The organism is Streptomyces sp. 2-1 (assembly GCF_048564895.1).
GTDB lineage: Bacteria > Actinomycetota > Actinomycetes > Streptomycetales > Streptomycetaceae > Streptomyces > Streptomyces phaeochromogenes.
On sequence record NZ_CP183383.1, the window covers coordinates 10,585,273 to 10,609,784 of the forward strand.

Genomic DNA, 24,512 nt, shown 5'->3' on the forward strand with positions numbered 1-24,512 from the left:
GCCCACGGCCGGCCTTACGATGAGGCGTGTCTTCCCGGAGCCAGGACCTCACGGTCTCCTCGGCGAGCGCCTGGGACGAGGTCTTCACCGGCCTCCACGGCGCGAGCCGCATCAAAGTGCCTGATCGCCGCGCTCCCTGGGCCGGACGTCTGGAGTGGCAGCGGTCGAAGGTCTACGGCCTCGCCCTGTGCTCCGGCGGAGAGGAAGTGGTCGACAGGGACACCCGGCACATCCGGTCCGATCCCCGGGGCACGTACGAACTCCTCGTACCGCTCGCCGGAAAGGCCTGGGTCGAACAGGGGGCGTCGTCCGGTGAGATAGGGCCCGGCAGCATGGTGCTGTGCGACATCGACCGCCCGCTGACGTTCGCGCACGGTGATGATCTCGTGGGGCTCTCCTTCCTCATGCCCGGCCAGAACGTCGCCGGACGCAGCCCGGTCGCGGCCGAGGGGCCGCACATGCTCAGCGGCGCCGGTGGACTGGGCCGAGTCGTCCGGCAGTTGACGACCACACTGCACGAGGAGCGCGATCAACTCTCCGAATCGACCTTCGACATCGCGTGCGACCGGCTGCTGGACCTGGTGTGCCTGGCAGCGGAGGGCGGCAACGATTCTGCGCCCACCGGGCAACGGGCGACGGTCGAGGCCGCGATCCGGAGTTACATCCGCGAGCATGCCTGCGACAGGGACCTGGACGTCGTCGGTGTCGCGCGGGCGCTCGGCTGGTCCGCGCGCTATGTCCAGCAGGTGCTGCAGGCGGCCAACACCACGTCACGCGACCTCATCCGCCGCGAACGGCTGAACGTCGCCCGATCCCGTCTGGCCGGCGCGAGTTGGTCCACGTACTCGATCGCGGAGATCGCCCATTCCTGCGGCTTCGGCAGCCATGCCTCGTTCGCCACCGCGTTCCGGTCGGAGTTCGGCATGACGCCCCGCGAGGCCAGACGCGGCTAGCCGTTGGCCGGGGTGAAGTACCGGCGGGGATTGTCGACCAGCATGGTGGTGAGCTGCTCCTCGGTGACGCCTGCACGGCGCAGCGCCGGAATCACCTCGTCGTGCAGGTGTGTGTAGTGCCAGTTCGGCGCGATCTGCTCCCGTACGCCGGGAGGGAACCAGTCGATGTGGCAGGACGCGTCGTGCGACAGGACCATCCGTTCGGCGAACCCCTCGTGCGCGAGCGTCGCGACGGTCGCCACCCGCTGGTCGCCGGGCAGGAGGATGTCGAGACCGAAGCGGTCCATCCCGACGTACGAGCCGTTGTCGATGAGTTGGTGCAGATAGTCCAGGTCGGCGGTGTCGCCGCTGTGCCCGATGACGACCGCCCCGAGGTCCACGCCTTCGCTGCGCAGGACGTCCTGCGTGACCAGTCCCGTACGAGCACTCGCGCTGGTGTGCACCGTGATCGGAGCACCGGTACGAAGATGGGCCTGGGCCACCGCTCGCATCACCCGCTCCACACCCGGGGTGAGTTGGTCCTCGATCGCGCACTTCAGGAACGCCGCCCTGATGCCGGTGTCCGCGATGCCCGTGGTGAGTTCACGGACGAACAGCTCGGTCATGCGCTCGGGGCCGCCGAGCATCGTGCCCGGTCCGTGGTACCGGAAGAAGTCAGGGACGTCGGCCAGTGTGTAAATCCCGGTCGCCGCCACGATGTTGAGGTCGACCTGCTCGTTCACCAAGGCGACTCGCGCGACATCGCGTCCGAGCCCGATGACGGTGGGGTCGACGATGGTGGTGACGCCCGTTGCGGCCAGGGCCTTCAGCCGGGTCACCGCGTCGCTGATGTATTCCTGTTCGTCCCAGGTCTCCGGAAGGGCCTGCCGGAGTTCCTCGCTGAGAACGAAGACGTGCTCGTGCATCAGTACGGCGCCGAGGTCACTTGCCGCCACGGGGCCGCGGACAGTCTGTACCTGCGGGGTCGAGGTCATGCGGATCCTTCGATGCTCGCCCGGGACCCGCCAGTCGAGCGGGCGGCCGGGGTGTGGTGGGAGTGGGCTGCTGTCGAACCGTCGCTCCGAGGACAGTCCCGGGTTCGGCCTGGTGACGACTCTCGCAGGGCCGTGGGACGCCGTCTTTCGCGTCGGCGCGCAGTCCTTTCGCACAGGCGTGATGTCCGGCGGGGCCGCCGAGCCGGACATCACCTCAACCGGGCCACGAGTGTGAACTCCCCAACCTGGTACGCGAGTTGCCCTGAAGGGGTCACCGACCGGCGGAAGCCGAGCCGATCTCCACCACACGAGCCCAGGCGGGCGGCGTGTCGGGTACGTACTCGGGATCATCCTCGTCCCACGACCCGGAGGTGTACGGCTCGGAGTCGTACGGCCGTGGGAACAGGCCGACCACCGTCCGGCAGGACGGCTGCGCGCTCGGCCAGGGTGTCTGACCGTCGGTCAGGACCACGATGACATCCGGCCGCGGCCGAGTACGGAGCGCCTTGGCGAAGCCCGTGCGCAGGTCCGTGCCCCCGCCGCCCAGCAGCGGAATCCCCTCGGCACGGCACAACGGGTGCACGACCTCGGCGGACGCGTCGCACGGCAGCACGGAGACCAGGTCCCGGCGGCCGCCCACGGCACGGGAGATCGCGGCGACCTCGCGGAGGGCGCTGCCCAGTTCGGCGTCGCTGACCGAACCGGAGGTGTCGATGATCACGGATACCCGGGGCGGCCTGCGCCGGAGACTGGGGAGCACCACGCCCGGCACCCCGGCCGACCGGCGTGAGGGGCGGCCGTAGCTGTAGTCCTGGCCCGCGCCGGAGCCCGAGGTCGCCGAACGGATCGCCGCGCCCAACAACTCCCGCCACGGCTGCGGTGGTTGGAACGCCTCCTCGGCCCAGCGCTGCCACGCCTTGGGGGCGTTCCCCGGACGGCCCTTGATGCCATGCGCCACCCGGAACCGAACCGCGTCGCGTTCCTGTGCGCTGAGGCCGTGCGCGCCGTTCGGCCCCAGTTCCCACTCCCTGTCCAGGCCATCCGCCCCGCTGCCGCAGTCCAGCCAGGCGTGGTCCTGGGTGCGCGGCCCGAGCCGGAACTGCCGCAGGTAGTCCTCCATGAGCCGGCCCGCGGGCAGCCCCAGGGAGCCCGGGTCGACGACGTCCTGGGGCCAGGCCAACCCGTCGCCGTACACGTCGTCGTTGATCTCGCAGTCCGCGGCGATGTTCATCCGCAGCCGTTCTCCGGGGCCCGTCAGTCCGCGTTCCTTCGCGACCCTGTCACTGCGGCCGTGGTGGTCGCGGAGCAGGTGTGACACCTCGTGCACCCACACACCGGCCAGTTCCTCCACCGGTGTGCGATCCACGAACGCCGGTGAGACATAGCACCGCCAGTGCCGGTCGACGCCCATAGTCGGCACCGAACGCGACTCCACGGTGTGCAGGGCGAACAACGCCGTCGCCAGGTAGGGCCGGGCCCGGGCCGCCTGCAGCCGGGCGGCGAAGAGCTTGTCGAGGTCCAGCGGCCTCGGGGGATCCGGGATCACCGGCTCGCCCTGGTGGCGACCGCGGCCCGGGCCGCCGCCCGGTCCGCCCGCCGGGAGATGGACACCGCTCCGGCGAGCCGCTCGATCGACGCCGGAACGTCCCAGTCCTGCTGACGCAGCGAGGCGAGTGTGGTCGCCGGGACGACCACCAGGTCCGGGGCTCCGGTGTCCAGCGCCCGCACCAGCAGTGTCCACGCGGCGTCCCAGCGCTCCTTGTCCGGGCGCTTGCGGACGGCGGCCACGACACCGTCGAGCACGGCCTGACGCAGATCGCCCCGTTCGGGCAGGGCGGCGGACGCCGGGTCGGCGAGCAGCAGTTCGGGGTCCGGGAGGTCCATACGGTCCAGCCCGGCCAGCAGTTCCAGACCTGGGCCGTCGCCCACCGTTCCCCTGACCAGCAGGGACAGCACCTCCCGGGAGGAACCGGCCGCGGTCGCGAAGGCGATCAGGCACAGGGTCATCTCCCAGCTGCGGGGTGACGGCCAAGGGCCGCCCCGACGCGTCTCGTTGCTGGGCAGCCGGTGTACGAGTCCGGGGCGGGCGGAGAGGAGTTCGCAGACGGCACGGCGGGCGAAGCGCACGGCCTCCGGCAGCCGCTCCGGATCCAGCCGCGGCAGGGTGGCCCGCGGCCAGGTCCCGCCGAGTCCGCGAACCACCACGTCGTGGTCGTGGGTCCACTGGAGATGGACGAACCGGTTGGCCAGTGGCGGGCTCAGCTCCCAGCCGTCGGCGGCCGACGACCGTGGATTGGCGGCGGCCACGATACGTACGCCGGGCGGCAACTGCAGGGCGCCGATGCGCCGTTCGAGTACGAGGCGAAGCAGCGCGGCCTGTACGGCGGGCGGCGCGGTGGACAGCTCGTCCAGGAAGAGCAGCCCGCGGCCGGCCCGTACCAGTCGGACCGCCCAGTCCGGCGGGGCCATCGGGACGCCCTGTTCCGCGGGATCGTCGCCGATGACGGGCAGCCCGGAGAAGTCCGACGGCTCGTGCACGCTGGCGATGACGGTGGTCAGTGGTAGGTCCAGGGACGCGGCGAGCTGTGTCAGTGCCGCGGTCTTGCCGATACCCGGCTCGCCCCACAGGAGGACGGGCAGGTCCGCGGCGACGGCCAGTGTGAGGGCCTCCAGTTGGATGTCGGGGCGCGGTTCCGTGGTGGTGTCGCGCAGACGGGCCAACAGGTCGCCGGCGATGTCCAGTTGGGAGATGGGGTGCGTCGGGTCGGAGGGTGCGCTGGGCGCGGCGAACGGGCTGTATGAGGGCATGTTTGATCACCTGAGGGTTCGTGGAGCGGCGAGTAAAGGCAGGAGCGAGTAGAGGCAGGAGTGCGTAAAGGCAGGAGTGCGTAAGGGCAGGGGTGAGTAGAGGGCAGGGAGAGATGTCCCTGGATCAGCGGCCTGTCGTGTGGCGTGGATGGGAGCGGAGGTCACGTGGGCGAGGCGGATCCGGGCAGACGCGGCCGGGCCCCGGGCCGGCGAGGTCCGCCCGGAAGAGCCCGTACGTGACGCGCCGCCGCGCCGCCTTCTCCAGTTCGTCCCGCAGCGCGCCGTCGCGCAGCAGTGCGTCAGGGCCCAGCAGGCCCTCGACCACGGCCAGTGCTCCGGCGATGTCGCCGTGATGGAGGCGTTCCCGGACACCTGTGAGGCAGTCCGGATGACGGTGGGCCGTGTCGATGGTCTGGAGGCAGGGGAGTGGTGTGCCGGTCAGCTCCGCCAGGAGTTCCTCCCGGCGGATCTCGCCGGGGTCGTGGTCCAGCGGGGACAGGACACCGTCGACCAGGCCGATCCGGTGCTGTTCTCCCCGGCACTCCACGAGGTGCGGTTGCCCTGGCGTGGCGGGCGCCCGCCCGGCGGTCCGGAAGGGTCCTGTCGGGGAGTGTTCCGGTGCCAACGCCGAAGCGACCAGCGGGTGCAGCTGATCGATCTCGATCGAACCACTGCGGATCAGTTCCAGGTCGGGCAGCGTCCAGGTCGCCGCGTCGGGCAGGACCGGCAGCGCGGCGGTGGCCCCTTTCGTGGGCGCCACCGCGAGGGTGAACCCGGGCGACCCCGGGCCCTCACCGTCGGCGACCAGGTCCAGCAGCAACCGCTGCCCGGATCCCACTCGCACGGCGACGGTACCGGTGGACCGTCCCTCGGCGCGGAGCAGTATCCGGGCTTCTCCGGCCCACCGGTCGACGGCCCAACGCGGATCCCACGGCACCGGCTCCAGCGCATCCGCATTCACCAGTGGGAGGCCCCCGCCGGCCTTCACCAGGGCAAGGCTTTCGTCGGCCGACTGATCAGCTCCCGACCGGACCCGTAGCTCATCGCTCCTACGCGCGTCCCACAGATGACGGTGCAGATCGAGGCGGAACCGCCGGTTGGGGCGGGGGTGCGGGTGACGGCGGGCGCCGGCGTCGGCGTGCGACCTGTCCCACAGCGCGAGGCTGATGCGCTGACCGGCATCCGCCCAGGCGGGAGCCGTCCGGACCACCAGACACATCGAGCCGGGGCTGTCACGCGTGCCCGGGCCGTCACGCTCCACCGCGTCGTACCGCGTCAGAGCGATCGTCAGACCCGGGCGCAGCAACCCGTGGGGAGCGATCCTCGGCATGTGCCAGCGCAGCAGATCAGGAGCCAAGTGGCGGAGATCCGCGCGGACTTGGGCGGCGAGATCCCGGCCTCGGGTACGAGCCAGGGACCGCAGATCGAGATCGACATCCACACCGGCGGCGGCGCACGCCCCGGCCCAGTCCCCGGCATGGCGACGGGCGGACGCTGTCTCGATCATGGAGGGCGGCACGGCGAACTCTCGCACGCGCGGCCAGAAGGAAAGGCGGAGATCCTCGTACGCGGTGTCAGTGAGCATCAGCACTCACCTTGCGCGGACGGGACCCCCATTCTGTGAACAGAGTGAGTCGTCATCGCGAGCGACAGTAGCGCCCTCACGCCGACCTGTCAGGTGGTTTTCCGTGGCAGTCAGTTCGGTCAGTTCGGGCCACCTGGATCCGCAAGGGCCTGGAGCACGGCGGCCACGGCTTGCCGCAGCCGCGGGGACGGGTCCGAGGCGAGGGCCATCAGCCGGTCGTGCAGCGCATCGCGACCCGGTGGGGCTTCGCGGCCCGGCGGGAGCGCGAATCCGACCTTGAGCCACTGCTGCAGGGCGGCCGCGGCGCTGTACCGGACCGGCTCCTGAAGGTCGTCGAGCCCCCGCAGCAAGCGGCGTACGTCCTCCTCGGCGCCGTATTTGCCATGACCCGGGCCATCGAGGTCCTCCGGGACGAGCAGCGGGAGCACAGCGGCCCGAACCTGGCTGTCCTCGGTGCTGTCGGCCAGGCGTCGCAGGTTCGGCAGGGCGTCCGCCAGCCCGATGAGGGCATAGCCCGTCCGCCAGGCGGTGCTGGGATCGGACGTGAGGCGAGCGACGAGGGCGTTGGCCACGGGCCAACGCTCCCAGAGGCGCAGTCCGTTGTAGACGGCTGAGCCCAGACCGTCGACGGCACCCGTCTGCACCTCCGTGTCCGGGTCGTCGAGCAGCGGGAGCAGCAGCCACACGGCGTCCCATCGCCCGCACTCGCCGATGGCTTTCGCGGCGGCGGCACGAGTCGGTCCCGGTAGGGCCGTGTCGGCGATGACGCCGCGCAGGTGTTCCACGGCGGACCCGGTGTCCACCTCTCCCAGCGCCTGAGCGGCGGCCGGACCGGCCACGGGGTCGCGAAGCCATCGCCGTGCAGGGCCGATCAGTTGCTGGTCACCCGGCTGTTCCAGCATGTGCAGCAGGCGCGCTGCCACGGCCGGGCTCTGTTCCCCGTCGAGCGCGGTGGCAAGAGCCTCACGAATCTGCGGCGTTTCCACGCCGGACAGTCGCCGCGCCACCGCGATCCGTACATCGGGCGACGGGTCGCGCAGCCCCGAGAGCAGCGAGTCGAGCAGTCGCTCGGTGCACCGGCGCGGCAGCAACGTGAGCGCCTCTATGCGTGCGGCGCCGTCGCCCTCCCGGGCCGTCCGGATCACCTCGGCCTTCACGGCCGGATCGTCCCTCAAATCGTAGATCAGGCTCCGGGCCCGCCCCCACACGGCGCCGTCCGGATCGCCGAGCAGGCTCACCAGCGTCGAGACATCGCCGGGCACGCCCAACGCCGTCAGGCCCACGAGAGCGTTGATGCGGACGTGATACTCCGGGTCGTCGAGCAGCTTCGTGTAGGCACGCACGATCCCGTCGCCGCGCAGCTCAAGGTGGATGGCGGCGAGCGAGGCCCTGCGGCGTACCCATGGATCCATGTCGCCCATCAGGAGCGGCAACACCTTCTCGCCCGCCTCCGGCACCCCGAGCCGGCCGAGGCCGATGGCCGCGGCCTCGCGGACCTGGGGCACCGGGTCACCGGCCGTCTCGGCGAGCACCCAGGCGTGCTCGCGACGGCCGACCTTGCCCAGCCCCTTCGCCGCCGCCACGCGACGCTGCGTGTTCCGACTCGCCAACTCCCGCAGGAAGAAGGCGATCTGGTGCTCCGATCCCATGTCACACCCCGGAAAGGAAGACTTCCGAGCCGCTCGGAGGTTGTACGGCAGGGCTGGGTCCGCCGGGGATCACAGCGCGCGGGCGAAGGCGTCGAGGGCGGCGAAGTCGGTGTCGAGCAGGCCGACCCGGGCGTCGACATGATGGAGAAGCGCCGGGCCCTCGTGGTGCGAGGCGACGAAGGCGCGGTCGGTGTCGTCGAGGTCGTCGTCGACCCACGCGAACGGGCGGCCCTCGGCGTGCGCGACGAGGTGACGGGTCTTCCAGAACGTGCCGTCCGGGCGTATGTCATGTGTCGTGGGCCAGTCCACGACCGGCAACCGCGGAAGGCCGATGACAGGCCCGATGAACGTGTTGGCCTCCGCGCCCCAGGTGGTCGCCCACACCAGGTCGTACCGCTCGCCCAACTCCCTTAGCCGGGAACCGTGTTCGGGGTTGAGCCACACCCGGAGCGGCTTCACGTGGGCCCGTGGCGTACTGGGGTGCTGGGCGATCCAGCCCTCGGGCTTCATCCGATGCGTGCCGTACCCCGCGGGCCGCCGGTGAGGCTTGGCGGCGTAGGGGTTGAGCGGCCCGTCCACGTCGAGGTAGAGAAGCGGCCGGTTCATGCCGATACCCCCTTTCCCATCGCTGTTCCCACCCCGCGGTTGGCTTGCTTACGCGACTTCCGGCCAGGTGGCGGTCACCAGCCAGAGTCGGGCTGTCAGCCGTACGCCGGTGTCCGACTCATAGGTGCGGAAGGCGTCGACCGCCGCGCGCCGGGCGCGCTCCGTGGCCTGCGGGTCGGTGTCCCGCAGCCAGTGCCGCATAGGGCCCCAGCCGAAGAGGAAGGTCGCGGCGTCCTCCGCGTCCGCGCCCCACAGCTGAGTCCGTTCGATCGACTCGGCGTCGGGGCCCTCGAACCCGGCATCGCGCAGTACGCCCGTGGTGCGTTCGGGGTCGGCGAAGGAGGCGGGGCCGGTCTTCGTGTCCTGGGACAGGTCCGGCAGAGGCACATGCTCGGCGACGGCGGCGAGGATGACGGACTGTTCCATACGGCTGAAGGCCTGCGGACAGACGAAAGCGAGGCGTCCGCCCGGCCGCAGCGCCCCTCCGATGTTGGCGAACGCGGCCACCGGATCGGCGAAGAACATCACCCCGAAGCGGCTGAGCGCCACGTCGAAGCCAGCCTCGGGAAAGGGATATACCTGGGCGTCGCCCTGTACGAAGGAGACGTTGTCGAGCTTCTCCTCGGCTGCGCTCGCCCTGGCCCGCTCCAGCATCGGCACGGACAGATCGACGCCGAGGGCACGGGCTCCTCGGCCGGCCGCGAGACGGGTGAGACGTCCGTTGCCGCAGCCGATGTCGAGGACCGAGTCCGTGTCCTTGATGGCGGCGGCGGCCAGGAGAGGCTCGTTGGCGGCGTCGTTGAGGTTGTCGTAGCGCGTCTGGTGGTCGGCCCAGTGGGTGCCTTCATAGCCGTTCCAGGCCTCGGCCTGATGCGTGTTCACGATCGTCGCGTCCGTCATACGTACATGGTGAGGCCCGCTTTGTCGCGTGTCACCGCGTCGGGCGGAGCGCGGGTGGCGCCGTCGGGCGACCGCGTCAGGCGCAGGCGGACGCCTGGGACTGCTCGCGGTACGCTCGGGCCGAGGTCATCAGGCCGTCCAGGGCGTCGCGGGTCTGAACGAGTTCCTCGATGTGTGCGGTGAGCCGTTCGCGTTCCTGGCCCATGCGTTCGAGGGCGGCGTCCGAGTTCTCCTCGCTGGGAGAGTCGACGCAGGGGAGCAGTTCGGTGATGGTCCGGCTGGACAGGCCGGCCGCGTACAGCCGCTGGATGAAGGTGACCCGCTCGACCTCGTAGTCCGTGTAGTGCCGCTGGCCACTGGTGCTGCGGGTGCTGGTGAGCAGGCCCTGCTCCTCGTAGTAGCGCAGCGACCGGACGCTGACCCCGGCCCGATCGGCGAGCTCTCCAATGCGCATGTCGTTCTCCCCACTCCCCGCCGTTGCCCGCGCTGTTACCTACGACACAGGCCTTGCCTCTGACGTCAATGTCAGGTTTTAGCGTAACCGCTGTGCCCGGGACCCGGGCCGACGGATCGCGAAGGAGTCCTGAAGTGACGAGCCTGTTCCAGCGTCATCAGCTCGGCGAACTGACGCTGCCCAACCGCGTCGTGATGGCCCCCATGACTCGGGTGAGGGCCGCTGCCGGCGGCCTGGCGACGCCGTCGATGGCGACCTACTACGCCCAGCGGGCGACCGCCGGGCTGATCGTGACCGAGGGCGTCCAGCCGAGCCTGATCGGGCAGTCCAACCCGGGCACGCCCGGTCTGCACACCGAGGAGCAGCAGACCTCGTGGCAGCCGGTGACGGACGCCGTGCACGCCAACGGTGGACGGATCTTCGCCCAGCTCATGCACGGTGGGCGCGTCTCGCACCCCGACACCACCGGCATGCAGCCCGTCGGCCCGTCGGCGGTGCCCGCAGTCGGTGACGTCTTCACGCCGACCGGGCCCCAGCCCGCCCCCGTGCCCCGCGCGCTGGAGACCTCGGAAGTCCCGGAGCACGCCCGCTCCTACGCCGACGCGGCACGCCGGGCCGTGGACGCGGGATTCGACGGAGTGGAACTGCACGGAGCCAACGGATACCTGATCTCACAGTTCCTCTCGTCCAACGCCAACCTGCGCACGGACGGGTACGGAGGCTCCGTGGCCCACCGGATCAGGTTCGCCGTCGAGGCGGTGTCCGCGACCGTCGACGCGGTCGGCGCGGCGCGCACGGGCATCCGGCTCTCCCCGGGCGGGACCTTCTGGGGCGTGCGGGAGACGGAGGTCACGGAGCTCTACACCGCCCTGCTCGGCGAGTTGGCCCGGCTGGAGTTGGCGTACGTCCATCTCGAAGGGACCGCGGACGAAGAGGTGCTGGTGGCACTCCGCCGTGCCTGGCCGGGCACACTCGTCATGAACCCTGTCGTCCCCATGGGCCCCAAGCAGACCGGCCGGTCCGAGGCCGACCACTGGCTCGGTCTGGGCGCGGACCTCATCAGCTTCGGCCGCGCCTTCATCGCCAACCCAGACCTGGTGGAACGCCTGCGTACGGGTGTGCCGGTCGCGCCCGTCGACGAGGCGACCTACTACCAGGGCGGCGAAGCGGGATACCTGACTTACCCGGCGCACCAGTACAGCGCCTGACACCGGCGGTCCGACGGGGTGGCGTACCCGGAGGCGCGCCGCACCCGGAGGTACGCCGCTCAGCAGCCCCCTAGCCCTGTGCCCTGTCGCCTCGGTCAGACGATGCCGCGGTCCAGCTCGTCGAGTCGGCCGGTCTCCAGGTGCGCGATGTCACCGCCCGAGTCCAGGGCCGCGTCGAGGAGGAAGGCGAGTGAAGTGCCGTACACCGGGACCTCGTTCGGCTCGTCGACGAGGTGGAGGCGCGGGCGGTTCGTGTCCCCACCGTCGGACGGTGCTTTCTCGATCCGGCAGACGACCCAATGGGTGCTCCCTGTACGGGAGTTGTCGACAGCGCCGAGACTCCGGCCGTCCGCGAGGTCGATGATGACAGCGATCGAGTGCGCGCGGTGGCCGCGCCACACCGTGCGGCGCTCGGCGATGGGCCGCAGTCGCCAGGCGCCGTCGAACAGTGTCGCGGAGCCGACACGGCTGTAGAGCGCCACCACGTCCGCGCACCCCTCGAACCAGAGCCCGTCCGGAGAATGCGCGGGGGTGGTGGCATGGTCACGCACGATCCGGTCGATCACGTCATCCATCTCGATCGCAGCCGAGGTGAGATGCCAGCCCGCCACCGGCCGCAGAGATCCGTCCTCGTCCTGGCCGACACCCACGAGTCCGGCGTGCAGGGCGACCACTCGATTGTCGCCCTCCACCCGGTCGTTGATGTGGACGACCAGCCGTGACAGGGTCGCCGGCACGTCGTCGCTGCGCACCCCCGGGCCCGTGTAGAACATGCCGTCGAGGGTCAGGTCGCGTGGTTCGTCGAGGGGGAGTTCCAGCAGCGGATTCGGCCTCGTGACAGCACCGTGGCGGGTCAGGTACGGATAGAACCGTGCGATCCACCCGGTGACCACCTCGCCGCCGTAGGCGTCGACCGGGCTGTAGATGCGGCGCCAGAACGCGGTGTCGATGTCGCCCGCAGCGGCACGGACGAACTGGTCGGCTATCGGGACGAGCGACCGGCACCACGTCTCCATGCCCAGATCGGCGACCGCGTCCAGTCGTGCACGGATCCGCTGCCAGTCCTCGACCGTGCCGGTCAACGTGATCGACGGGATTCCGCAGACGAAGGTCATCCACAAGGCGAAGTACGGCGCGTACGCGTCGAGCATGACGATGCGCCCCACGACGCGCTCGACCTCGGTACTGGTGGAGAAGTCGCACTCGAAGAGGTCGGCGCTCGTGCCGGTGCCGTCGATCTCAGCCGCGAGCAGTTTGTGGAACAACTCCACAGCGTCCTGCCAGGAGTTCGGGTCGTGCGGCATCGGCCCGTCGACGGTCACGGTGAGCCGCTTGCGGCCTGCGTGACGCACCAGCCTCGGCCGCAGTTCCTCGGCGTGCAGCCGGATGTGCTGGGCGAGGCCCTGCGCGATCGTCAGCCACACCGTGTCCGGAGTCAGCACGAGCCGACGGTGATCGGCGAACGCGCGCCCCACCGCCCCGAGCAGCGGATGCACACCGTTCGGGGCGATGACCGGGGTGTTCGGGTCACCGCCGACGGCGAGCGCGTCCACGACCAGGTCCAGGTCACCGAGAGGCCGGGTCGGCAACGGCTCGGCAGCGGGCGTCACATCGTCGATCTCGAAGGTCACCATCGCGCGATTCTATTGAGTTCCGGGCTACTTGGTGATCAGTAGGCTGACCCCGTGGACGCGGAGGAGCATGCGGACGTCATGGGTGCCGGAGTGGACGATCGGGGCTGGTCCAACACCCGTGCCTGGGTGGAGAAGACGCTGCGTGAAGGCGATCGCATCAAGGATGTCGTCCCACTGCGTGGCGGCTGGACCTCGCAGATGCGCCGTCTCGACATCGAAGCGAGGAACGGCGAACCCCGGTCACTCGTCCTGCGATCGTTCGTCAAGCCCTTCTTCGTCAAGCATGCGCAGGGGCTGCTCACGCGCGAAGCGGACATGCTGACGTTCCTCGCGGAGACACCCGTGCCGGTCGCCGACTTCCATGGTGTGGATGCCCTGGCGGAGCACTGTGACCACCCCTCGCTCCTGATGTCCTGGCTGCCTGGACGTGTCAGGCTGGACGACGACGATGACGTGCCGCGCAGGATCGAGTTGCTGGCTCGACAACTCCTCGACATCCATGGGCTGTTCGTGCCGACGCGGGCGCGGCCTCGTACGTACGAGGCCTGGACGGCAGCCGATCGCGTGCGGTTGCCCGAAGGCACGCGGCGGCCCGAGCTGTGGCGACGCGCCGTGGACGTCATCCGCCGTCCGCCCCCGCCCTACCGGCCCTGTTTCCTGCACCGCGACTTTCATCCCGGCAACGTCCTCTTCACCGGCCACGGCGCCGACTTGGCGGTCACGGGTGTCGTGGACTGGGTGGAGACCTCCTGGGGTCCGGCCGACCTGGACGTGGCCCACTGCTCCACCGCGCTCGCCCTGCTGCACGGCGTCGACGCCGGAATGCGCCTGGCCGACGACTACTTGGCGGCCGGGGGAGTACTCGACGGGGATCCCGGAGCTCACCTGTACTGGCGTCTGCTGGATGCCCTGGCCTTCGCACCGGACGCGGAGAAGGTCGCCGGGCCCTGGCGGGAACTGGGCAGGCATGACCTGACACCCATGACGCTCACCAACCGCTTGGAGGACTACCTCCAGGCACTCTTCAGCCGTTACGGATGACTCCGTAGCGGACGACTCGGCTACGGGCGACTCAGCTGAGGCCGACTCCGCTACGAAGGACCGTGCCCGACCGCGCTCCGACAACGGGCGGCGTCAGCCCGGGGCGTCCTCCGGTCCGCCGTCGGTCTCCTCCACCGGTGGCATGAAGGCGCGCAGCCACCGTTCCGTCTGGGCGACGTGGGCCTCGGCCGCTCCGGCGGCGGCGCCCGGGTCGCGGTCGGCGATCGCCGTGGCGAGGACCCGGTGGTCGGCGTCGCTCTTGCGTCGCATCTCGGGGCCTTCGGGGAGGGTGAAGACCTGGTACTTGCGCGAACGGGCGCGGAAGACCGCGAGCAGGGAGGCGAGCGTGGGGTTCTCGGCGGCCCGCGCCACCTCGGCGTGGAAACGGTGGTCCAGCTCCGAGGCCTCGGTGGGGTCCTCGGTCGCCTCCATGGACTCGATGAGCGAGTAGAGCGTCTTCACCGTCTCGGGGGTCCGGCGCGCGGCGGCCTTGGCGGCGACGTGGGCCTCCAGCACCCGCCGGATCTCGTAGACCTCCAACAGCCCTGACAGCGGCAGGAGTTCAAGGGTCAGGGAGAGGCTCCCGATGACGTCCTCGGGCCGGAGTTGGGAGACGTACGTGCCCGAACCGTGCCGCGGTTCCACCACACCGAGCGCCGCGAGCATCCGTACGGCCTCGCGCAGCGGACCGCGCGAAACGCCCAGTTCCTCGCCGAGCTCGGCCTCGGGCGGGATGCGGTCTCCCGGGCCCAGGCGCCCCGTCGCGATCATGTGACGCAGACCGTGGAACGCCTTGTCGACTGCGGACATCCGATTCCTCCCCTGACGGGCCGGCGGCACCACCGAGACCCTCGGGCACTGTAGTCAGTCATCTGATGTCTCGGATGTATCGGCCGGGAGTCATCTGATGACTTTCGCTGCACGACCCTTGCGAGGCCGGAAAACGACTGCCAAGATGCCGAGTCATCATACGTGTCGCCGTCATCCTCTGATGTCTGGTGGCACTCGGGTTCGGTAGATGTGGAGTGATGTGAGCGAGACCGAGGTCACCACCGCCCCGCGTCCCCTGCTGCTGGCGGACGGCCGGCCCGCCGCCCGGGCGTGGTCGCTGGACCCCGTCATGAAGCACCTGAACCACGGCTCGTTCGGGGCGGTTCCGCTGGTGGCGCAGGAGCGGCAGAACGAACTCAGGGCCGAGATGGACAGCTCGCCGGTGGTGTGGTTCCCCGCGCTGCCGCAGAAGATTGCAGACGCCCGGGTCGACCTCGCGGCCTTCCTGCGGGCCACCCCCGACGACCTCGCCCTGGTGCCCAACGCGAGCGCCGGAGTCAGCGTCGTACTCAACGCTCTTCCGCGCCGCCGCGGCGGCGCGATCGTCGTCACCGACCACGGCTACGGAGCCGTGACCATGGGCGCCGAACGGCTGGCCCGGCGCTGGGGCGGCGAGGTCCGCACCGCCCGGGTGCAGCTGGACGCGGACGAGGAGCAGGCGTACGAGGCAGTGATGGTGGAGGTCGACGACGCCACGGACCTGATCGTGGTCGACCAGATCACCTCGCCGACCGCCCGCCGGATGCCGGTCGAGCGGATCGGCGCGGAGGCCGCGCGGCTCGGGATCCCCCTGCTCGTGGACGGCGCGCACGCCCCCGGTCTGCTCGCCGCCCCGCTGGACGGCCTGACATGCGACTTCTGGGTCGGCAACCTGCACAAATGGGGCTGCGCGCCGCGCGGCACCGCCGCACTGGTCGCCCGCGGCGCGCAGCGCGAGGACCTCTATCCGCTGATCGACTCGTGGGGCGCCCCCGACCCCTTTCCCGACCGCTTCGACCAGCAGGGCACGGTGGACGTCACCGGCTATCTCGCCGCGTCGACAGCACTGGACTTCGTCGACCGCACCTGGGGCTGGGACACCGCCCGCCGGTACATGGACGACCTGGCCGGCTACGCCGAGCGCCTCGTCGGAGCCGCCTTCGCCGAACTGGGCGCCGTCCCCGGCGTCGTCGACGTGGGCATGCCCGTTCCCGGGATGCGGCTCGTGCGGCTGCCCGAGGGGCTGGCGGGCAGCCGGATCGAGGCGGACACGCTGCGCGACCGGGCCGCCCGGGAGCTGGGCGTGGAGGCGGCCTTCACCAGCTTCGACGGCATCGGCTACATGCGGCTGTCCGCGCACGTCTACAACACCGCCGCCGACTACGAGTACTTCGCCGAGGACTGCGTTCCCGTCATCGGCGAATGGGCCCGCGCGGCCCACTGACAGCCCGGCGCGTCGACGGCGCGACTCCCCGATACCGCGATCCCCGACACCACGGTCCCCCCGCACACCCACCACGGTCCCCGCCCCCGAAGCCGCAGCCAGTGCGCCCGTATTCAAGGAAGAGGTCGGCACGATGAGTAGAAGGACGGCAGCTCTCGCCCTCGGCACAGCCGCCACCATGGTCCTGACCGGCTGTTCCGCCATGAGCGGCGGAGAAGCCGACGGAACAGTCACCCTCAACATGGTCGAGAGCCTGACGAACCCCGCCCGCACGGACCTGCTGAAGAGCCTGATAGCGGACTTCGAAAAGCAGAACTCCAAGATCAAGGTCAATCTGATCTCGCCGCCCACCGAGCAGGCGGACCAGAAGATCCAGCAGATGCTCCAGTCCGGCAGCGGCGTGGACACCCTCGAAGTACGGGACACCACCGTGGGCCCCTGGTCGAACAACGGCTGGCTCTACGACATGAAGAAGGACCTCAAGCCCTGGAAGGGCTGGGAGGCGATGACGGAGAACGCCGTCAAAGCCTCCGAGACCGCCACCGGCAAGACGTACTTCGTCCCGTACGGCTTCTACGGCCTGAGCGTCTTCTACCGCACCGACCTGATCAAGGAGGCCGGCTTCGACAAGCCCCCGGCCACCTGGGACGAACTGCTCGAACAGGCCTCCGCCATCCACGATCCGGCCAAGCGCCGGTACGGATACGCCTTCCGCGGTGGGGCCAACGCCAACGGCAACGCCACCGCCGTCATCGAGGCGTACGTCGCCGACAAGATCGACCCCGCCGACGGCTTCAAGGTGAAGGACGGCAGCACGATCTTCGCCGCCCCCGAGGCGGTCGACGCGATGAAGACCTACCTCAAGCTCTTCAAGGAGGCGTCCCCCAAGTCGTCGGTCTCCTGGGGCTATCCGGAGATGGTCGAGGGCTTCTCCAACGGTTCCACGGCCTTCCTGCTGCAGGACCCGGAAGTCATCGCCACCGTCTCGGAGTCCAAGTCGATCGCGAAGAACCAGTGGGACACCGCTCCGCTGGTGGCGGGGCCGAGCGGCAAGACCGTACAGCCGCTCGCCACCGCAGGCTGGGGCATCGCGGACGGCAGCAAGCACAAGGCGGAGGCCGTCAAGCTGGTCGAGTTCCTCTCCGAGGGCAAGGCGTCGACGGCCTTCACCAAGAAGAACAGCCTGGTGCCGATCCTCAAGTCGGCGACCGAGGACCCCTTCTACAAGACCGGCCCCTGGTCCAGCTACGTCACCATGACGGAGAACCCGGACACCTACCTCAACGTCAGCCAGCCGCGTGGAGTCGCCTGGTGGGCCGAGTGGCAGCAGAAGGCCGACGCGGACATCCAGAAGATGGTGCTGGGCAAGACGACTCCCGAGAAGCTGCTCGACGGCTGGGACGCGTACTGGACCGAGAAGCGGCAGCAGGAGAACTGACCATGCCCACCGCGTCCGACACGACGAAAACGACGGAGACGACGAAATCGGCGTCGGCGGGGCCCTCCGGAACCGGAGGCACCCCGCCCGGCCGCGGCGCGCAAGGAGGCCGCCGCAAGCCGGAGTTCACCGCCCGGCGCGGCTTCCTGATCGCCGCCTTCATGGCACCGGCCGCGGTCTTCGTGGCGGTCTTCACGTACTACCCGATGATCGCCGGCAGCCAGATGGCCTTCCGCAACTGGAAGCTGGCGGACCTGACCGACACCTCCTGGGTGGGCCTGAAGAACTTCCGCGACGTCTTCGCCGACCCCGCCTGGGGCACCGTGCTGGGCAACACCGGGATCTGGGTGTTCGGTTCGATCGTGCCCCAACTGGTGATCGGCTTCGCCCTCGCGCTCTGGCTGCGCAAGAAGTTCCGCTTCCGGGGCCTCTACCAGGCGCTGATCTTCTTCCCCTGGGCGATCTCCGGCTTCCTCATCGGCATCCTGTTCCGCTGGATGTTCAACAGCGAGTTCGGCGTCGTCAACGACCTGCTCCAGAAGGTCGGCCTGATCGACGAACCGGTCGCCTGGCTGGCCGACCCGCAGACCGCGATGTTCGCCGTCGTGGTCGCCAACATCTGGTACGGCGTCACCTTCTTCACCATCATGATCCTGGCCGCGCTGCAGTCCATCCCCGAGGAGCTGTACGAGGCGGCGGCGCTGGACGGTGCGGGCAAGGTGCGCACCCTCTTCCAGATCACCATTCCGTACATACGGGTCACGCTCGCGCTGACCGTCCTGCTGCGCGTGATCTGGATCTTCAACTTCCCCGACCTGATCTTCGGGATGACCGGCGGCGGGCCGAACAACGAGACGCACATCGTGACCACCTGGATGATCAAGATCACCCAGCAGGGCGACTACGGCAGGGCCTCCGCGCTCGGGCTCATAGTCGTCGCCACGCTGCTGGTGTTCGCGGTCTTCTTCCTCCTGGCCACGCGCGAGAAGCGAGAGGTGAAGTCGTGATCGGCAAGGAGTCCACGGCGGGCCGGGCCACGAAGTTCACCTTCCTGGGACTGTGGCTGGTCTTCACGGTCTTCCCGCTCTACTGGATCACCATCACGTCCCTGAAGGCGCCCGGAGACATCTTCGCCTTCCCGATCGCCTACTGGCCCGAGCACTTCTCGCTGGAGAACTACAGCGGGCTCTTCGGCAAGGCCGACTTCGGCGTCTACCTCACCAACAGCCTCATCGTCGCGTTCGTGGCGGCCGCGGTCGCCACCGCGATCTCGATGCTGTCGGCCTACGTGCTGGCCCGCTTCGAGTTCCGCACCAAGTCCGCCCTGCTGATGGCAGCGCTGGTCACCCAGATGATCCCGACCTTCATCGCGCTGGGACCGCTGTACCTGCTCATGACCGACCTCAACCTGGTCGACAACAGGCTCGGGCTCATCCTCGTGTACGTCGCCGTGTGCATCCCCTTCTGCACGGTGATGCTCCGCGGCTTCTTCGAGAACATCCCGGACGCGCTGGAGGAGGCCGCCATGATCGACGGCCTGTCCCGGTTCGGAGCGCTGTTCCGGGTGCTGCTGCCGGTGATGCGTCCCGGGATCGTGGCCGCGTTCATCTTCAACTTCGTCAACTGCTGGAACGAGCTCTTCCTGTCGGTGACGCTGATGAACAGCGACAGCAACAAGACCGTCCCCACGGCCCTGAACGGCTTCATCTCCAGCTTCAACATCGACTGGGGATCCATGTCCGCGGCCGCGGTCCTCACCATCCTGCCCACGATGCTGCTGTTCGCCTTCGCCAGCCGGCACATCGTCCAGGGGCTCACCGCCGGTGCGGTGAAGGGCTGAGGGCGGCGTCGGGAGAGTGGATGGGGGGGCGGAGGGGCCGCGTGTGGCTCAGCCGCTGCGGCCCTCCAGCGCCGCGGCGATGTCGTCGAGGTCCTTGGCGATGGCCTTGCTGACCGCCCGCGCGCCCAGGCGGCCCATGATCTTGGCCAGCACGCCCGCGACGCCACCGGTCGCCACGGCAGAGAACGTCATACGGACCGTTGTCGTAACCGGTCCGTCGGCTCTCAGCGCCCACTCCGAGATGTAGTGCGCGCCGTGGGACTCGGCCTCCACCACATATCGCTCGGGCGGCTCGCTGGCCGTCACCCACATCTCCTCGGTGGCGTCCTTGCCGAACATGCGCCGCGTCTCCCGCCACCGCGTGCCGACGCCGAAGGCGCCCTCCGTGAGGACGTCGACCTTCGAGACGCTGCTGAGGACGTGCTGCATACCGGCCAGATCGGTGATGGCCTCCCACACCGGTCCCTGGGCCGCGGCGATACGCCGTTCGACTACGACACTTCTGCTGGTCATGGTTCCCATGAAAGCACCAGGGTCCGACAACGGCCTGACGACCGCACGAGGGGACCCTGGGGCTCACTCCCGGCCGCTCTCAGCCACCCACCCGAACGGCCGGGCGCCTCCTGAGGCGCCCGGCCGCGGTGATGGGTCAGCGAGTGATGCCGGCGGTAGTAGGTCAGCGAGTGGTGACGGCGGTGGTGGGTCAGCGCGTGACGTCGAAGGACGCGGCGCGGGACACGAACGTCGTGTCCCCGTCCTTGGCCGTTGCGAGCGCCGAGACGTACCAGGTGCCCCGGTCCAGCTCGGCCGCCTCCTCCTTCGTGACCCGCAGCGTGTACGTGCAGCGGGACGTCTCGTCCGTCGTGCTCTTGCACGTGGCGCTGTCCACGGACCGGAGCTCCGCCTCGGTCGGGTCGAGCTTCGAACTCGCGGGCCACGCAAGGACCTTGAGGCCTGAGATGCCCGAGTCGTCACTCACGTCCGCGGTGAAGGTGAGCTTGCCCGCGCCGCCGTCGGACGGGGCGACATAGCGGGCCGAGCCGTTCTTCACGGTCGGCTCGGTGGCGGCTGAGGCCGATGCCACGGCGAAGCCACCGGCGGTAATTCCGCCTACGACGAAAACACCGACGAGCGACGACACGAGAATGCGCTTGGACATGGGAGATCCCCCTGAATTCGTTTCGGAGCAGATGTTTTTCACCTGCGGAAAGATACGGAAAGCGATCTACGTAATGGCGATCCAAGGAAAGGAACCGAACCGCTGGTCGATCGCCTTCTCGATGGGATCGAGCTTATGGCGCCAGGCATTGCGCGGTCCTCGCGCTGCGGGATGATTGCGGTCTCGAACCGGAGATAGAGAAAGGCTCCCGGGCAGTCCACCGGCCGTCCGTCATCCAGGCGCCGCCGCATCTGTAACCCAGGTAAGAGAACGAAATCCGCCTCCAGCCGGAGCCGGGCCGCTCACCTGCGGCCATAGCCTTGATCCGCCATGAACCGAACTGATACCGAAGACCGGCTGCTCCCTGTCCTGCTGATCTGTGCCCAGGCCGTGGTGTGGCCCGGCGCGGCACTGGCGCGCGGAGCCGTCCCGCCCTCGTCCTCCCTTCTCTTGGCGGCTCTGGTCGCCGGACTGGTGACGGCCGCCCTCGCTCTCCGCCGCACCCGCCCGGTCGTCGCCCTCGTCGTGGTCGCCGCCGCCTGTGCGGCGGGCGCCGGTCCGCTGCCCACCGGAGCGATGGCGGTACTCGGAACCGCGGGTGTCGCGCTGGCCCTGTTCACCGTGGCGACCGAACGCGACACCTTCACCGCCGTGTTGTGCCTGGTGACGCTCGCCGTCTGGCAACTGCTGTACGGCCTCACCCTGCACGGCCTCAGCGACCGGAACGGACTGGACCTCGTCCTGACGGCTCTGCTGTACGTCGTCGCGTGCGGCGCCGGCCTCCTCGTACGCAGGGCCCGTCGTGCCCGGCGAACGGCCGAACACCTGCTGAAGCGGGCGGAGACCGAGCGGCACCGCCTTCCGGCAGAGGAACGGCGCCGTATGGAAAGGGAGTTGCACGACGTCAGCGCCCACCATCTGACGGCCGTGGTGGTGACGGCCGGGGCGGCGCTCGGGCTGCGCGACCGGCGCCCCGAAATGGCCGACGAGGCACTGGAGTTCGCGGCCGAGACCGGTCGCGAGGTCACCCGGGCGCTCGGCGCGGTGCGGGCACCGGCGCCCTCGCGGGAGGACCTGCCGTCGCCGGAGGAACGGCTGCGGGGTCTGGTCGCGGGGTTCCGTCGGCTGGACCAGGTGGTCGACTGCGAGATCGACCCCTTGCCGGACGGCACCGTGGCGGACGCGGCGTACGGCATCGTGCGCGAGGCGCTGACCAATGTGGCCCGGCACGCCCCCGGTGCGCGGACGAGAGTGCTGTGCCGGTACGGCGACACGCGCACGGACGTCGTGGTCACGAGTACGGCACCACGGGCCGGTTCGGCGGCACTTGGTGGGGGCCTCGGCGGTGGGCGCGGCCAGGGCTTCCTGCGGTCCCGGGCACGGGAGGCGGGCGGCACGCTGACCAGCGGCCCGACGGCGGACGGCGGTTGGGAGGTGCGCGCGGTTCTGCCCGGCCGGACCGCCGCCCCGGTGGAGCGGTCCGCCGGGTGGAGCTACCGCCTCGCGCAGGTGACGGCCGCCGTCGGCCTGTGCGTGCAGCCGCTGCTCCCGGCGCTGGTCGTCCGGACGGAAACCGCGTCGAGCAGCTCGCACGTGTCCGCGGGGGTCCTCTTCGCGTTGCTCGCCGCGGCACAGGCGGTCGCGCTGCTGTGGCTGCGCCGGGGGCCCCGCGCCGCCCAGGGCGTCCTGCTCGGTCTGGCCCTGCTCTGGCCCTTGGCGATGGCCACGGGTGACTACACCGGTCCGGTCCTCCTGCCGCCGGCGCTGAGCATGCTCGCCACCTGCGCGGCGCTGGCCGCGGACGCGGCCCGTACGACTGCTGCTGCCTCGGACGAGACACGCCCCGCCGCCGGTCCGTCCCCTGCCGAGAACCGCACGCCCCCGTTCCTCAAGGCCCTGTCGGTCCTCCCGGTCGCGGCCGTGGCGGTGCACGCGGTGGCGGCGACGGCCGCCGTCCTGGACCGGGGCACGACGATCCCCGTCTGGGCGGTCGCCGCGTCGGCGACGGCCGGGGCATCCCTGGCGGTCGGCGCCGCCCGCCAAGCCGGAACCCTGCGCGGGCGGAGCGACCGGGCCGCCCGTGGCACACAGGACGAACGCCTCGCCACCTGGACCGAGGAGGCCGTCCGGGACGCGTGGGCCGAGCGCCGCCGGATCGCCGCCGGGCTGGAGACCACCGTGCTGGCGCGCACCGCCGGCATGGTCGCTGAAGCGGAGGCGGGCCGCCTCGACACGACCGCCGAACGCGCCCGCGAGGCCCTGGCCGCGATGCGCGCCCTCCTCGACACGGTCCGGGAAGGCGAGACAGAGCCCGAACTACGGCCGCAGCCCACCCTCCAAGCCCTCGACCTGCTCGCCCACCAGAGCCGGGCCACCGGCCGCGACGTCGAGATACGGATGACCGACCGCGTGCCCGATCGACTCCCCACCGCCGTGGACCTGGCCGCCTACCACGCCGCCGAGATGGTGCTGGCGGCCGGCGGGGACGAGCCCGCGATGCTCGAACTCGACGCGGACGAGGGTACGTTGACGCTCACGGCCACCGGAGTGCCCCGCGCCGCCCGCCCCGTCGTACGGGAGCGGCTGGTGGCGCGGGTCGCGGCACTCGGCGGCACCCTGACCAACGATGCGCCGGACACCGTCCGACTCCGGCTGCCACTCGTTCCGGATCAGGGCGACAAAGAGCAGGGCGTCGAAGAGCAGGGCGTCAAAGAGCGTGGCCACGAGAATCAAGGCCACGAAGAGGGGGAGCGATGAGTCTCAGAGTGCTGGTCGTCGACGACCAAGGCGTCGTACGGGCGGGGTTCGCCGCCATGATCGACGCCGAGGAGGACATGACGGTCGTCGGTGAGGCCGCCGACGGCGCCGCCGCGGTACGCCTTGCCGAGGAACTGGCGCCCGACGTGGTCGTTATGGACGTCCGGATGCCCGAACTGGACGGCATCGCCGCCACCCGGATCATCACCGGCCGCCAGGACGCGCCCCGCGTCCTGGTGTTGACCACCTTCGACCTCGACTCGTACGTCTTCGACGCGCTGCGCGCGGGCGCCTCCGGTTTCCTGCTCAAAGATGTCCACCCCGCCGAACTGCTGCAGGGCATACGGGTGGTGGCCGCGGGCGAGAGCGTGCTCGCCCCGTCCGCGACCCGGCGGCTCATCGGCCACTACTCGTCCGGGGCGGGCCCTGGAATCCGGGCCGACGCCGGCCCGCGCGAGCTGGACAGCCTGACCGGCAGCCAACGCAACGTCCTCACCCTGGTCGCTTCCGGGCTCAACAACTCGGAGATCGCCGAAGAACTCGGCATCACCGTCGGCACCGTGAAGTCCCACGTCAACGCGCTGCTGCGCAAACTCGGGCTGCGCGACCGCGTACAGGTCACGATCCTCGCGTACGACCTCGGCCTCGCCCGCCCGAACCCGCCCGGCGCCCACCTGTGACGGCCCACCGGCGCGCCCGCCTCATGATCCGACCGGCCTGTCAGACTCGGGCGACGAGCTTGACCTCGACGAGCAGCTCGGGGAATGCCAGTCGAGGCGTGCCGATCATGGTGCTTGCCAGCTGGGGGTCCGGCCGTCCGTAGGCTTCCTTCCGCACCGGCCCTGCCGCGGCGTCACCCGCGTCGGCATCGACCACGTAGATGACTTCGTCGACGACGTCGTCCAGCGATGCGTCGAAACGCTTCAGCAGTTCAGCCGCGTTGGCATAGCACTGGCGCAGCTGCTCACCCATGTTGGAGAAGTCGGTGACCAGCCCGTCCTCATTCACCGGAGCGGGGGCGACGAGTTTCGTCCCGTCGTGTGCCACCTGGCCCGAGAGGTAAATGGTGTCGCCGTGCTTGACCGCCTGAACGTACCCGTAGCTTTCTTCCCAGGGGACTCCGAAGCTTTCGACCTGATCTGTATCTGCCCTGCTCATATCGCTCCGATCGTCAAAGGTGAGTTCGCAGAGAACGCTATGAGGCCGGATTGAGGCGGACCAGACTCAGCCGTGCCACTTTCAGCAAGGATCG

The 24,512-nt window shown here is 70.1% G+C and carries 22 protein-coding genes; 9 read left to right on the forward strand and 13 right to left on the reverse strand.

Going from position 1 to position 24,512, the window contains the following annotated elements:
* Positions 1 to 26 precede the first annotated feature (26 nt).
* The gene (locus ACN20J_RS46220) at positions 27 to 953 is read left to right on the forward strand and encodes a helix-turn-helix transcriptional regulator (RefSeq protein WP_364189315.1); all 927 of its coding nucleotides are present in this window, start codon (positions 27 to 29) and stop codon (positions 951 to 953) included.
* Here the strand turns inward: ACN20J_RS46220 and ACN20J_RS46225 are convergent.
* The 8 genes from ACN20J_RS46225 to ACN20J_RS46260 all read right to left on the reverse strand — a co-directional run bounded on the left by ACN20J_RS46225 (position 950) and on the right by ACN20J_RS46260 (position 9,929).
* On the reverse strand, positions 950 to 1,927 hold the full coding sequence (locus ACN20J_RS46225) for a phosphotriesterase family protein (protein ID WP_419668386.1): 978 nt from the start codon (positions 1,925 to 1,927) through the stop codon (positions 950 to 952). The two genes, ACN20J_RS46220 and ACN20J_RS46225, sit on opposite strands and share 4 nt — an antisense overlap.
* Before the next feature lie 271 nt (positions 1,928 to 2,198).
* On the reverse strand, positions 2,199 to 3,473 hold the full coding sequence (locus ACN20J_RS46230; protein ID WP_419668387.1) for a DUF2201 family putative metallopeptidase: 1,275 nt from the start codon (positions 3,471 to 3,473) through the stop codon (positions 2,199 to 2,201).
* Positions 3,470 to 4,735, reverse strand: coding sequence for an AAA family ATPase (locus ACN20J_RS46235; RefSeq protein WP_190229899.1), 1,266 nt, complete (start codon positions 4,733 to 4,735; stop codon positions 3,470 to 3,472). Before ACN20J_RS46235 ends, ACN20J_RS46230 begins: the two co-directional genes overlap by 4 nt.
* 124 nt (positions 4,736 to 4,859) lie before the next feature.
* Positions 4,860 to 6,320, reverse strand: a complete 1,461-nt coding sequence (locus ACN20J_RS46240; RefSeq protein WP_419668388.1) for a hypothetical protein — start codon at positions 6,318 to 6,320, stop codon at positions 4,860 to 4,862.
* Positions 6,321 to 6,439: 119 nt separating this feature from the next.
* Positions 6,440 to 7,969, reverse strand: coding sequence for a HEAT repeat domain-containing protein (locus ACN20J_RS46245; protein WP_419668389.1), 1,530 nt, complete (start codon positions 7,967 to 7,969; stop codon positions 6,440 to 6,442).
* A gap of 69 nt (positions 7,970 to 8,038) precedes the next feature.
* Positions 8,039 to 8,575, reverse strand: a complete 537-nt coding sequence (locus tag ACN20J_RS46250) for a hypothetical protein (RefSeq protein WP_419668390.1) — start codon at positions 8,573 to 8,575, stop codon at positions 8,039 to 8,041.
* Between the two features lie 48 nt (positions 8,576 to 8,623).
* Complete coding sequence (locus ACN20J_RS46255) at positions 8,624 to 9,475, reverse strand: class I SAM-dependent methyltransferase (protein ID WP_419668391.1); 852 nt, start codon at positions 9,473 to 9,475, stop codon at positions 8,624 to 8,626.
* Between the two features lie 76 nt (positions 9,476 to 9,551).
* Positions 9,552 to 9,929, reverse strand: coding sequence for a MerR family transcriptional regulator (locus ACN20J_RS46260; protein WP_189842988.1), 378 nt, complete (start codon positions 9,927 to 9,929; stop codon positions 9,552 to 9,554).
* A gap of 134 nt (positions 9,930 to 10,063) precedes the next feature.
* On the opposite strand from ACN20J_RS46260, the gene ACN20J_RS46265 reads away from it, so the two are divergent.
* Complete coding sequence (locus ACN20J_RS46265; RefSeq protein WP_419668392.1) at positions 10,064 to 11,137, forward strand: alkene reductase; 1,074 nt, start codon at positions 10,064 to 10,066, stop codon at positions 11,135 to 11,137.
* A gap of 95 nt (positions 11,138 to 11,232) precedes the next feature.
* Here the strand turns inward: ACN20J_RS46265 and ACN20J_RS46270 are convergent, their stop codons facing one another.
* Positions 11,233 to 12,771, reverse strand: a complete 1,539-nt coding sequence (locus ACN20J_RS46270; RefSeq protein ID WP_419668393.1) for a DUF4419 domain-containing protein — start codon at positions 12,769 to 12,771, stop codon at positions 11,233 to 11,235.
* A gap of 78 nt (positions 12,772 to 12,849) precedes the next feature.
* On the opposite strand from ACN20J_RS46270, the gene ACN20J_RS46275 reads away from it, so the two are divergent.
* Complete coding sequence (locus ACN20J_RS46275) at positions 12,850 to 13,812, forward strand: phosphotransferase family protein (protein ID WP_419669078.1); 963 nt, start codon at positions 12,850 to 12,852, stop codon at positions 13,810 to 13,812.
* 93 nt (positions 13,813 to 13,905) lie between these two features.
* Here ACN20J_RS46275 and ACN20J_RS46280 read toward each other — a convergent pair whose 3' ends face one another.
* Positions 13,906 to 14,622, reverse strand: coding sequence for a FadR/GntR family transcriptional regulator (locus ACN20J_RS46280; RefSeq protein ID WP_189842985.1), 717 nt, complete (start codon positions 14,620 to 14,622; stop codon positions 13,906 to 13,908).
* A 220-nt stretch (positions 14,623 to 14,842) separates the two neighbouring features.
* On the opposite strand from ACN20J_RS46280, the gene ACN20J_RS46285 reads away from it, so the two are divergent.
* The 4 genes from ACN20J_RS46285 (at position 14,843) to ACN20J_RS46300 (ending at position 19,344) form a co-directional block, all read left to right on the forward strand.
* Positions 14,843 to 16,066, forward strand: a complete 1,224-nt coding sequence (locus tag ACN20J_RS46285; protein ID WP_419668394.1) for an aminotransferase class V-fold PLP-dependent enzyme — start codon at positions 14,843 to 14,845, stop codon at positions 16,064 to 16,066.
* Between the two features lie 133 nt (positions 16,067 to 16,199).
* Complete coding sequence (locus tag ACN20J_RS46290; protein ID WP_189842983.1) at positions 16,200 to 17,504, forward strand: ABC transporter substrate-binding protein; 1,305 nt, start codon at positions 16,200 to 16,202, stop codon at positions 17,502 to 17,504.
* A 2-nt stretch (positions 17,505 to 17,506) separates the two neighbouring features.
* The gene (locus ACN20J_RS46295; protein WP_189842982.1) at positions 17,507 to 18,511 is read left to right on the forward strand and encodes a carbohydrate ABC transporter permease; all 1,005 of its coding nucleotides are present in this window, start codon (positions 17,507 to 17,509) and stop codon (positions 18,509 to 18,511) included.
* The gene (locus ACN20J_RS46300; RefSeq protein ID WP_419668395.1) at positions 18,508 to 19,344 is read left to right on the forward strand and encodes a carbohydrate ABC transporter permease; all 837 of its coding nucleotides are present in this window, start codon (positions 18,508 to 18,510) and stop codon (positions 19,342 to 19,344) included. Before ACN20J_RS46295 ends, ACN20J_RS46300 begins: the two co-directional genes overlap by 4 nt.
* A gap of 48 nt (positions 19,345 to 19,392) precedes the next feature.
* Here ACN20J_RS46300 and ACN20J_RS46305 read toward each other — a convergent pair whose 3' ends face one another.
* The gene (locus tag ACN20J_RS46305) at positions 19,393 to 19,857 is read right to left on the reverse strand and encodes an SRPBCC family protein (RefSeq protein WP_419668396.1); all 465 of its coding nucleotides are present in this window, start codon (positions 19,855 to 19,857) and stop codon (positions 19,393 to 19,395) included.
* A gap of 190 nt (positions 19,858 to 20,047) precedes the next feature.
* On the reverse strand, positions 20,048 to 20,503 hold the full coding sequence (locus ACN20J_RS46310; protein WP_190229889.1) for a DUF5707 domain-containing protein: 456 nt from the start codon (positions 20,501 to 20,503) through the stop codon (positions 20,048 to 20,050).
* Positions 20,504 to 20,833: 330 nt separating this feature from the next.
* Between ACN20J_RS46310 and ACN20J_RS46315 the strand changes: the two genes are divergently transcribed.
* Together ACN20J_RS46315 and ACN20J_RS46320 are read left to right on the forward strand one after the other, a co-directional pair.
* Positions 20,834 to 23,260, forward strand: coding sequence for a histidine kinase (locus ACN20J_RS46315; protein WP_419668397.1), 2,427 nt, complete (start codon positions 20,834 to 20,836; stop codon positions 23,258 to 23,260).
* Entirely contained in the window at positions 23,257 to 23,940 is a 684-nt protein-coding gene (locus ACN20J_RS46320; protein WP_189842978.1) for a response regulator, read from the forward strand. The genes ACN20J_RS46315 and ACN20J_RS46320 overlap by 4 nt, the downstream gene beginning before the upstream one ends.
* 40 nt (positions 23,941 to 23,980) lie before the next feature.
* Here ACN20J_RS46320 and ACN20J_RS46325 read toward each other — a convergent pair whose 3' ends face one another.
* Positions 23,981 to 24,418: a Rid family hydrolase gene (locus ACN20J_RS46325; RefSeq protein ID WP_189842977.1), complete on the reverse strand. Its 438-nt coding sequence runs from the start codon at positions 24,416 to 24,418 to the stop codon at positions 23,981 to 23,983.
* Positions 24,419 to 24,512 lie beyond the last annotated feature (94 nt).

What these genes read in the sequence shown, in the direction of transcription:
- ACN20J_RS46225 (WP_419668386.1), bottom strand. Translation starts at nt 1,927, where the DNA reads ATGACCTCGACCCCGCAGGTACAGACTGTCCGCGGCCCCGTGGCGGCA.
- ACN20J_RS46235 (WP_190229899.1), bottom strand. Translation starts at nt 4,735, where the DNA reads ATGCCCTCATACAGCCCGTTCGCCGCGCCCAGCGCACCCTCCGACCCG.
- ACN20J_RS46240 (WP_419668388.1), bottom strand. Translation starts at nt 6,320, where the DNA reads ATGCTCACTGACACCGCGTACGAGGATCTCCGCCTTTCCTTCTGGCCG.
- ACN20J_RS46245 (WP_419668389.1), bottom strand. Translation starts at nt 7,969, where the DNA reads ATGGGATCGGAGCACCAGATCGCCTTCTTCCTGCGGGAGTTGGCGAGT.
- ACN20J_RS46250 (WP_419668390.1), bottom strand. Translation starts at nt 8,575, where the DNA reads ATGAACCGGCCGCTTCTCTACCTCGACGTGGACGGGCCGCTCAACCCC.
- ACN20J_RS46255 (WP_419668391.1), bottom strand. Translation starts at nt 9,475, where the DNA reads ATGACGGACGCGACGATCGTGAACACGCATCAGGCCGAGGCCTGGAAC.
- ACN20J_RS46260 (WP_189842988.1), bottom strand. Translation starts at nt 9,929, where the DNA reads ATGCGCATTGGAGAGCTCGCCGATCGGGCCGGGGTCAGCGTCCGGTCG.
- ACN20J_RS46270 (WP_419668393.1), bottom strand. Translation starts at nt 12,771, where the DNA reads ATGGTGACCTTCGAGATCGACGATGTGACGCCCGCTGCCGAGCCGTTG.
- ACN20J_RS46275 (WP_419669078.1), top strand. Translation starts at nt 12,850, where the DNA reads ATGGGTGCCGGAGTGGACGATCGGGGCTGGTCCAACACCCGTGCCTGG.
- ACN20J_RS46280 (WP_189842985.1), bottom strand. Translation starts at nt 14,622, where the DNA reads ATGTCCGCAGTCGACAAGGCGTTCCACGGTCTGCGTCACATGATCGCG.
- ACN20J_RS46290 (WP_189842983.1), top strand. Translation starts at nt 16,200, where the DNA reads ATGAGTAGAAGGACGGCAGCTCTCGCCCTCGGCACAGCCGCCACCATG.
- ACN20J_RS46295 (WP_189842982.1), top strand. Translation starts at nt 17,507, where the DNA reads ATGCCCACCGCGTCCGACACGACGAAAACGACGGAGACGACGAAATCG.
- ACN20J_RS46305 (WP_419668396.1), bottom strand. Translation starts at nt 19,857, where the DNA reads ATGACCAGCAGAAGTGTCGTAGTCGAACGGCGTATCGCCGCGGCCCAG.
- ACN20J_RS46310 (WP_190229889.1), bottom strand. Translation starts at nt 20,503, where the DNA reads ATGTCCAAGCGCATTCTCGTGTCGTCGCTCGTCGGTGTTTTCGTCGTA.
- ACN20J_RS46315 (WP_419668397.1), top strand. Translation starts at nt 20,834, where the DNA reads ATGAACCGAACTGATACCGAAGACCGGCTGCTCCCTGTCCTGCTGATC.
- ACN20J_RS46320 (WP_189842978.1), top strand. Translation starts at nt 23,257, where the DNA reads ATGAGTCTCAGAGTGCTGGTCGTCGACGACCAAGGCGTCGTACGGGCG.
- ACN20J_RS46325 (WP_189842977.1), bottom strand. Translation starts at nt 24,418, where the DNA reads ATGAGCAGGGCAGATACAGATCAGGTCGAAAGCTTCGGAGTCCCCTGG.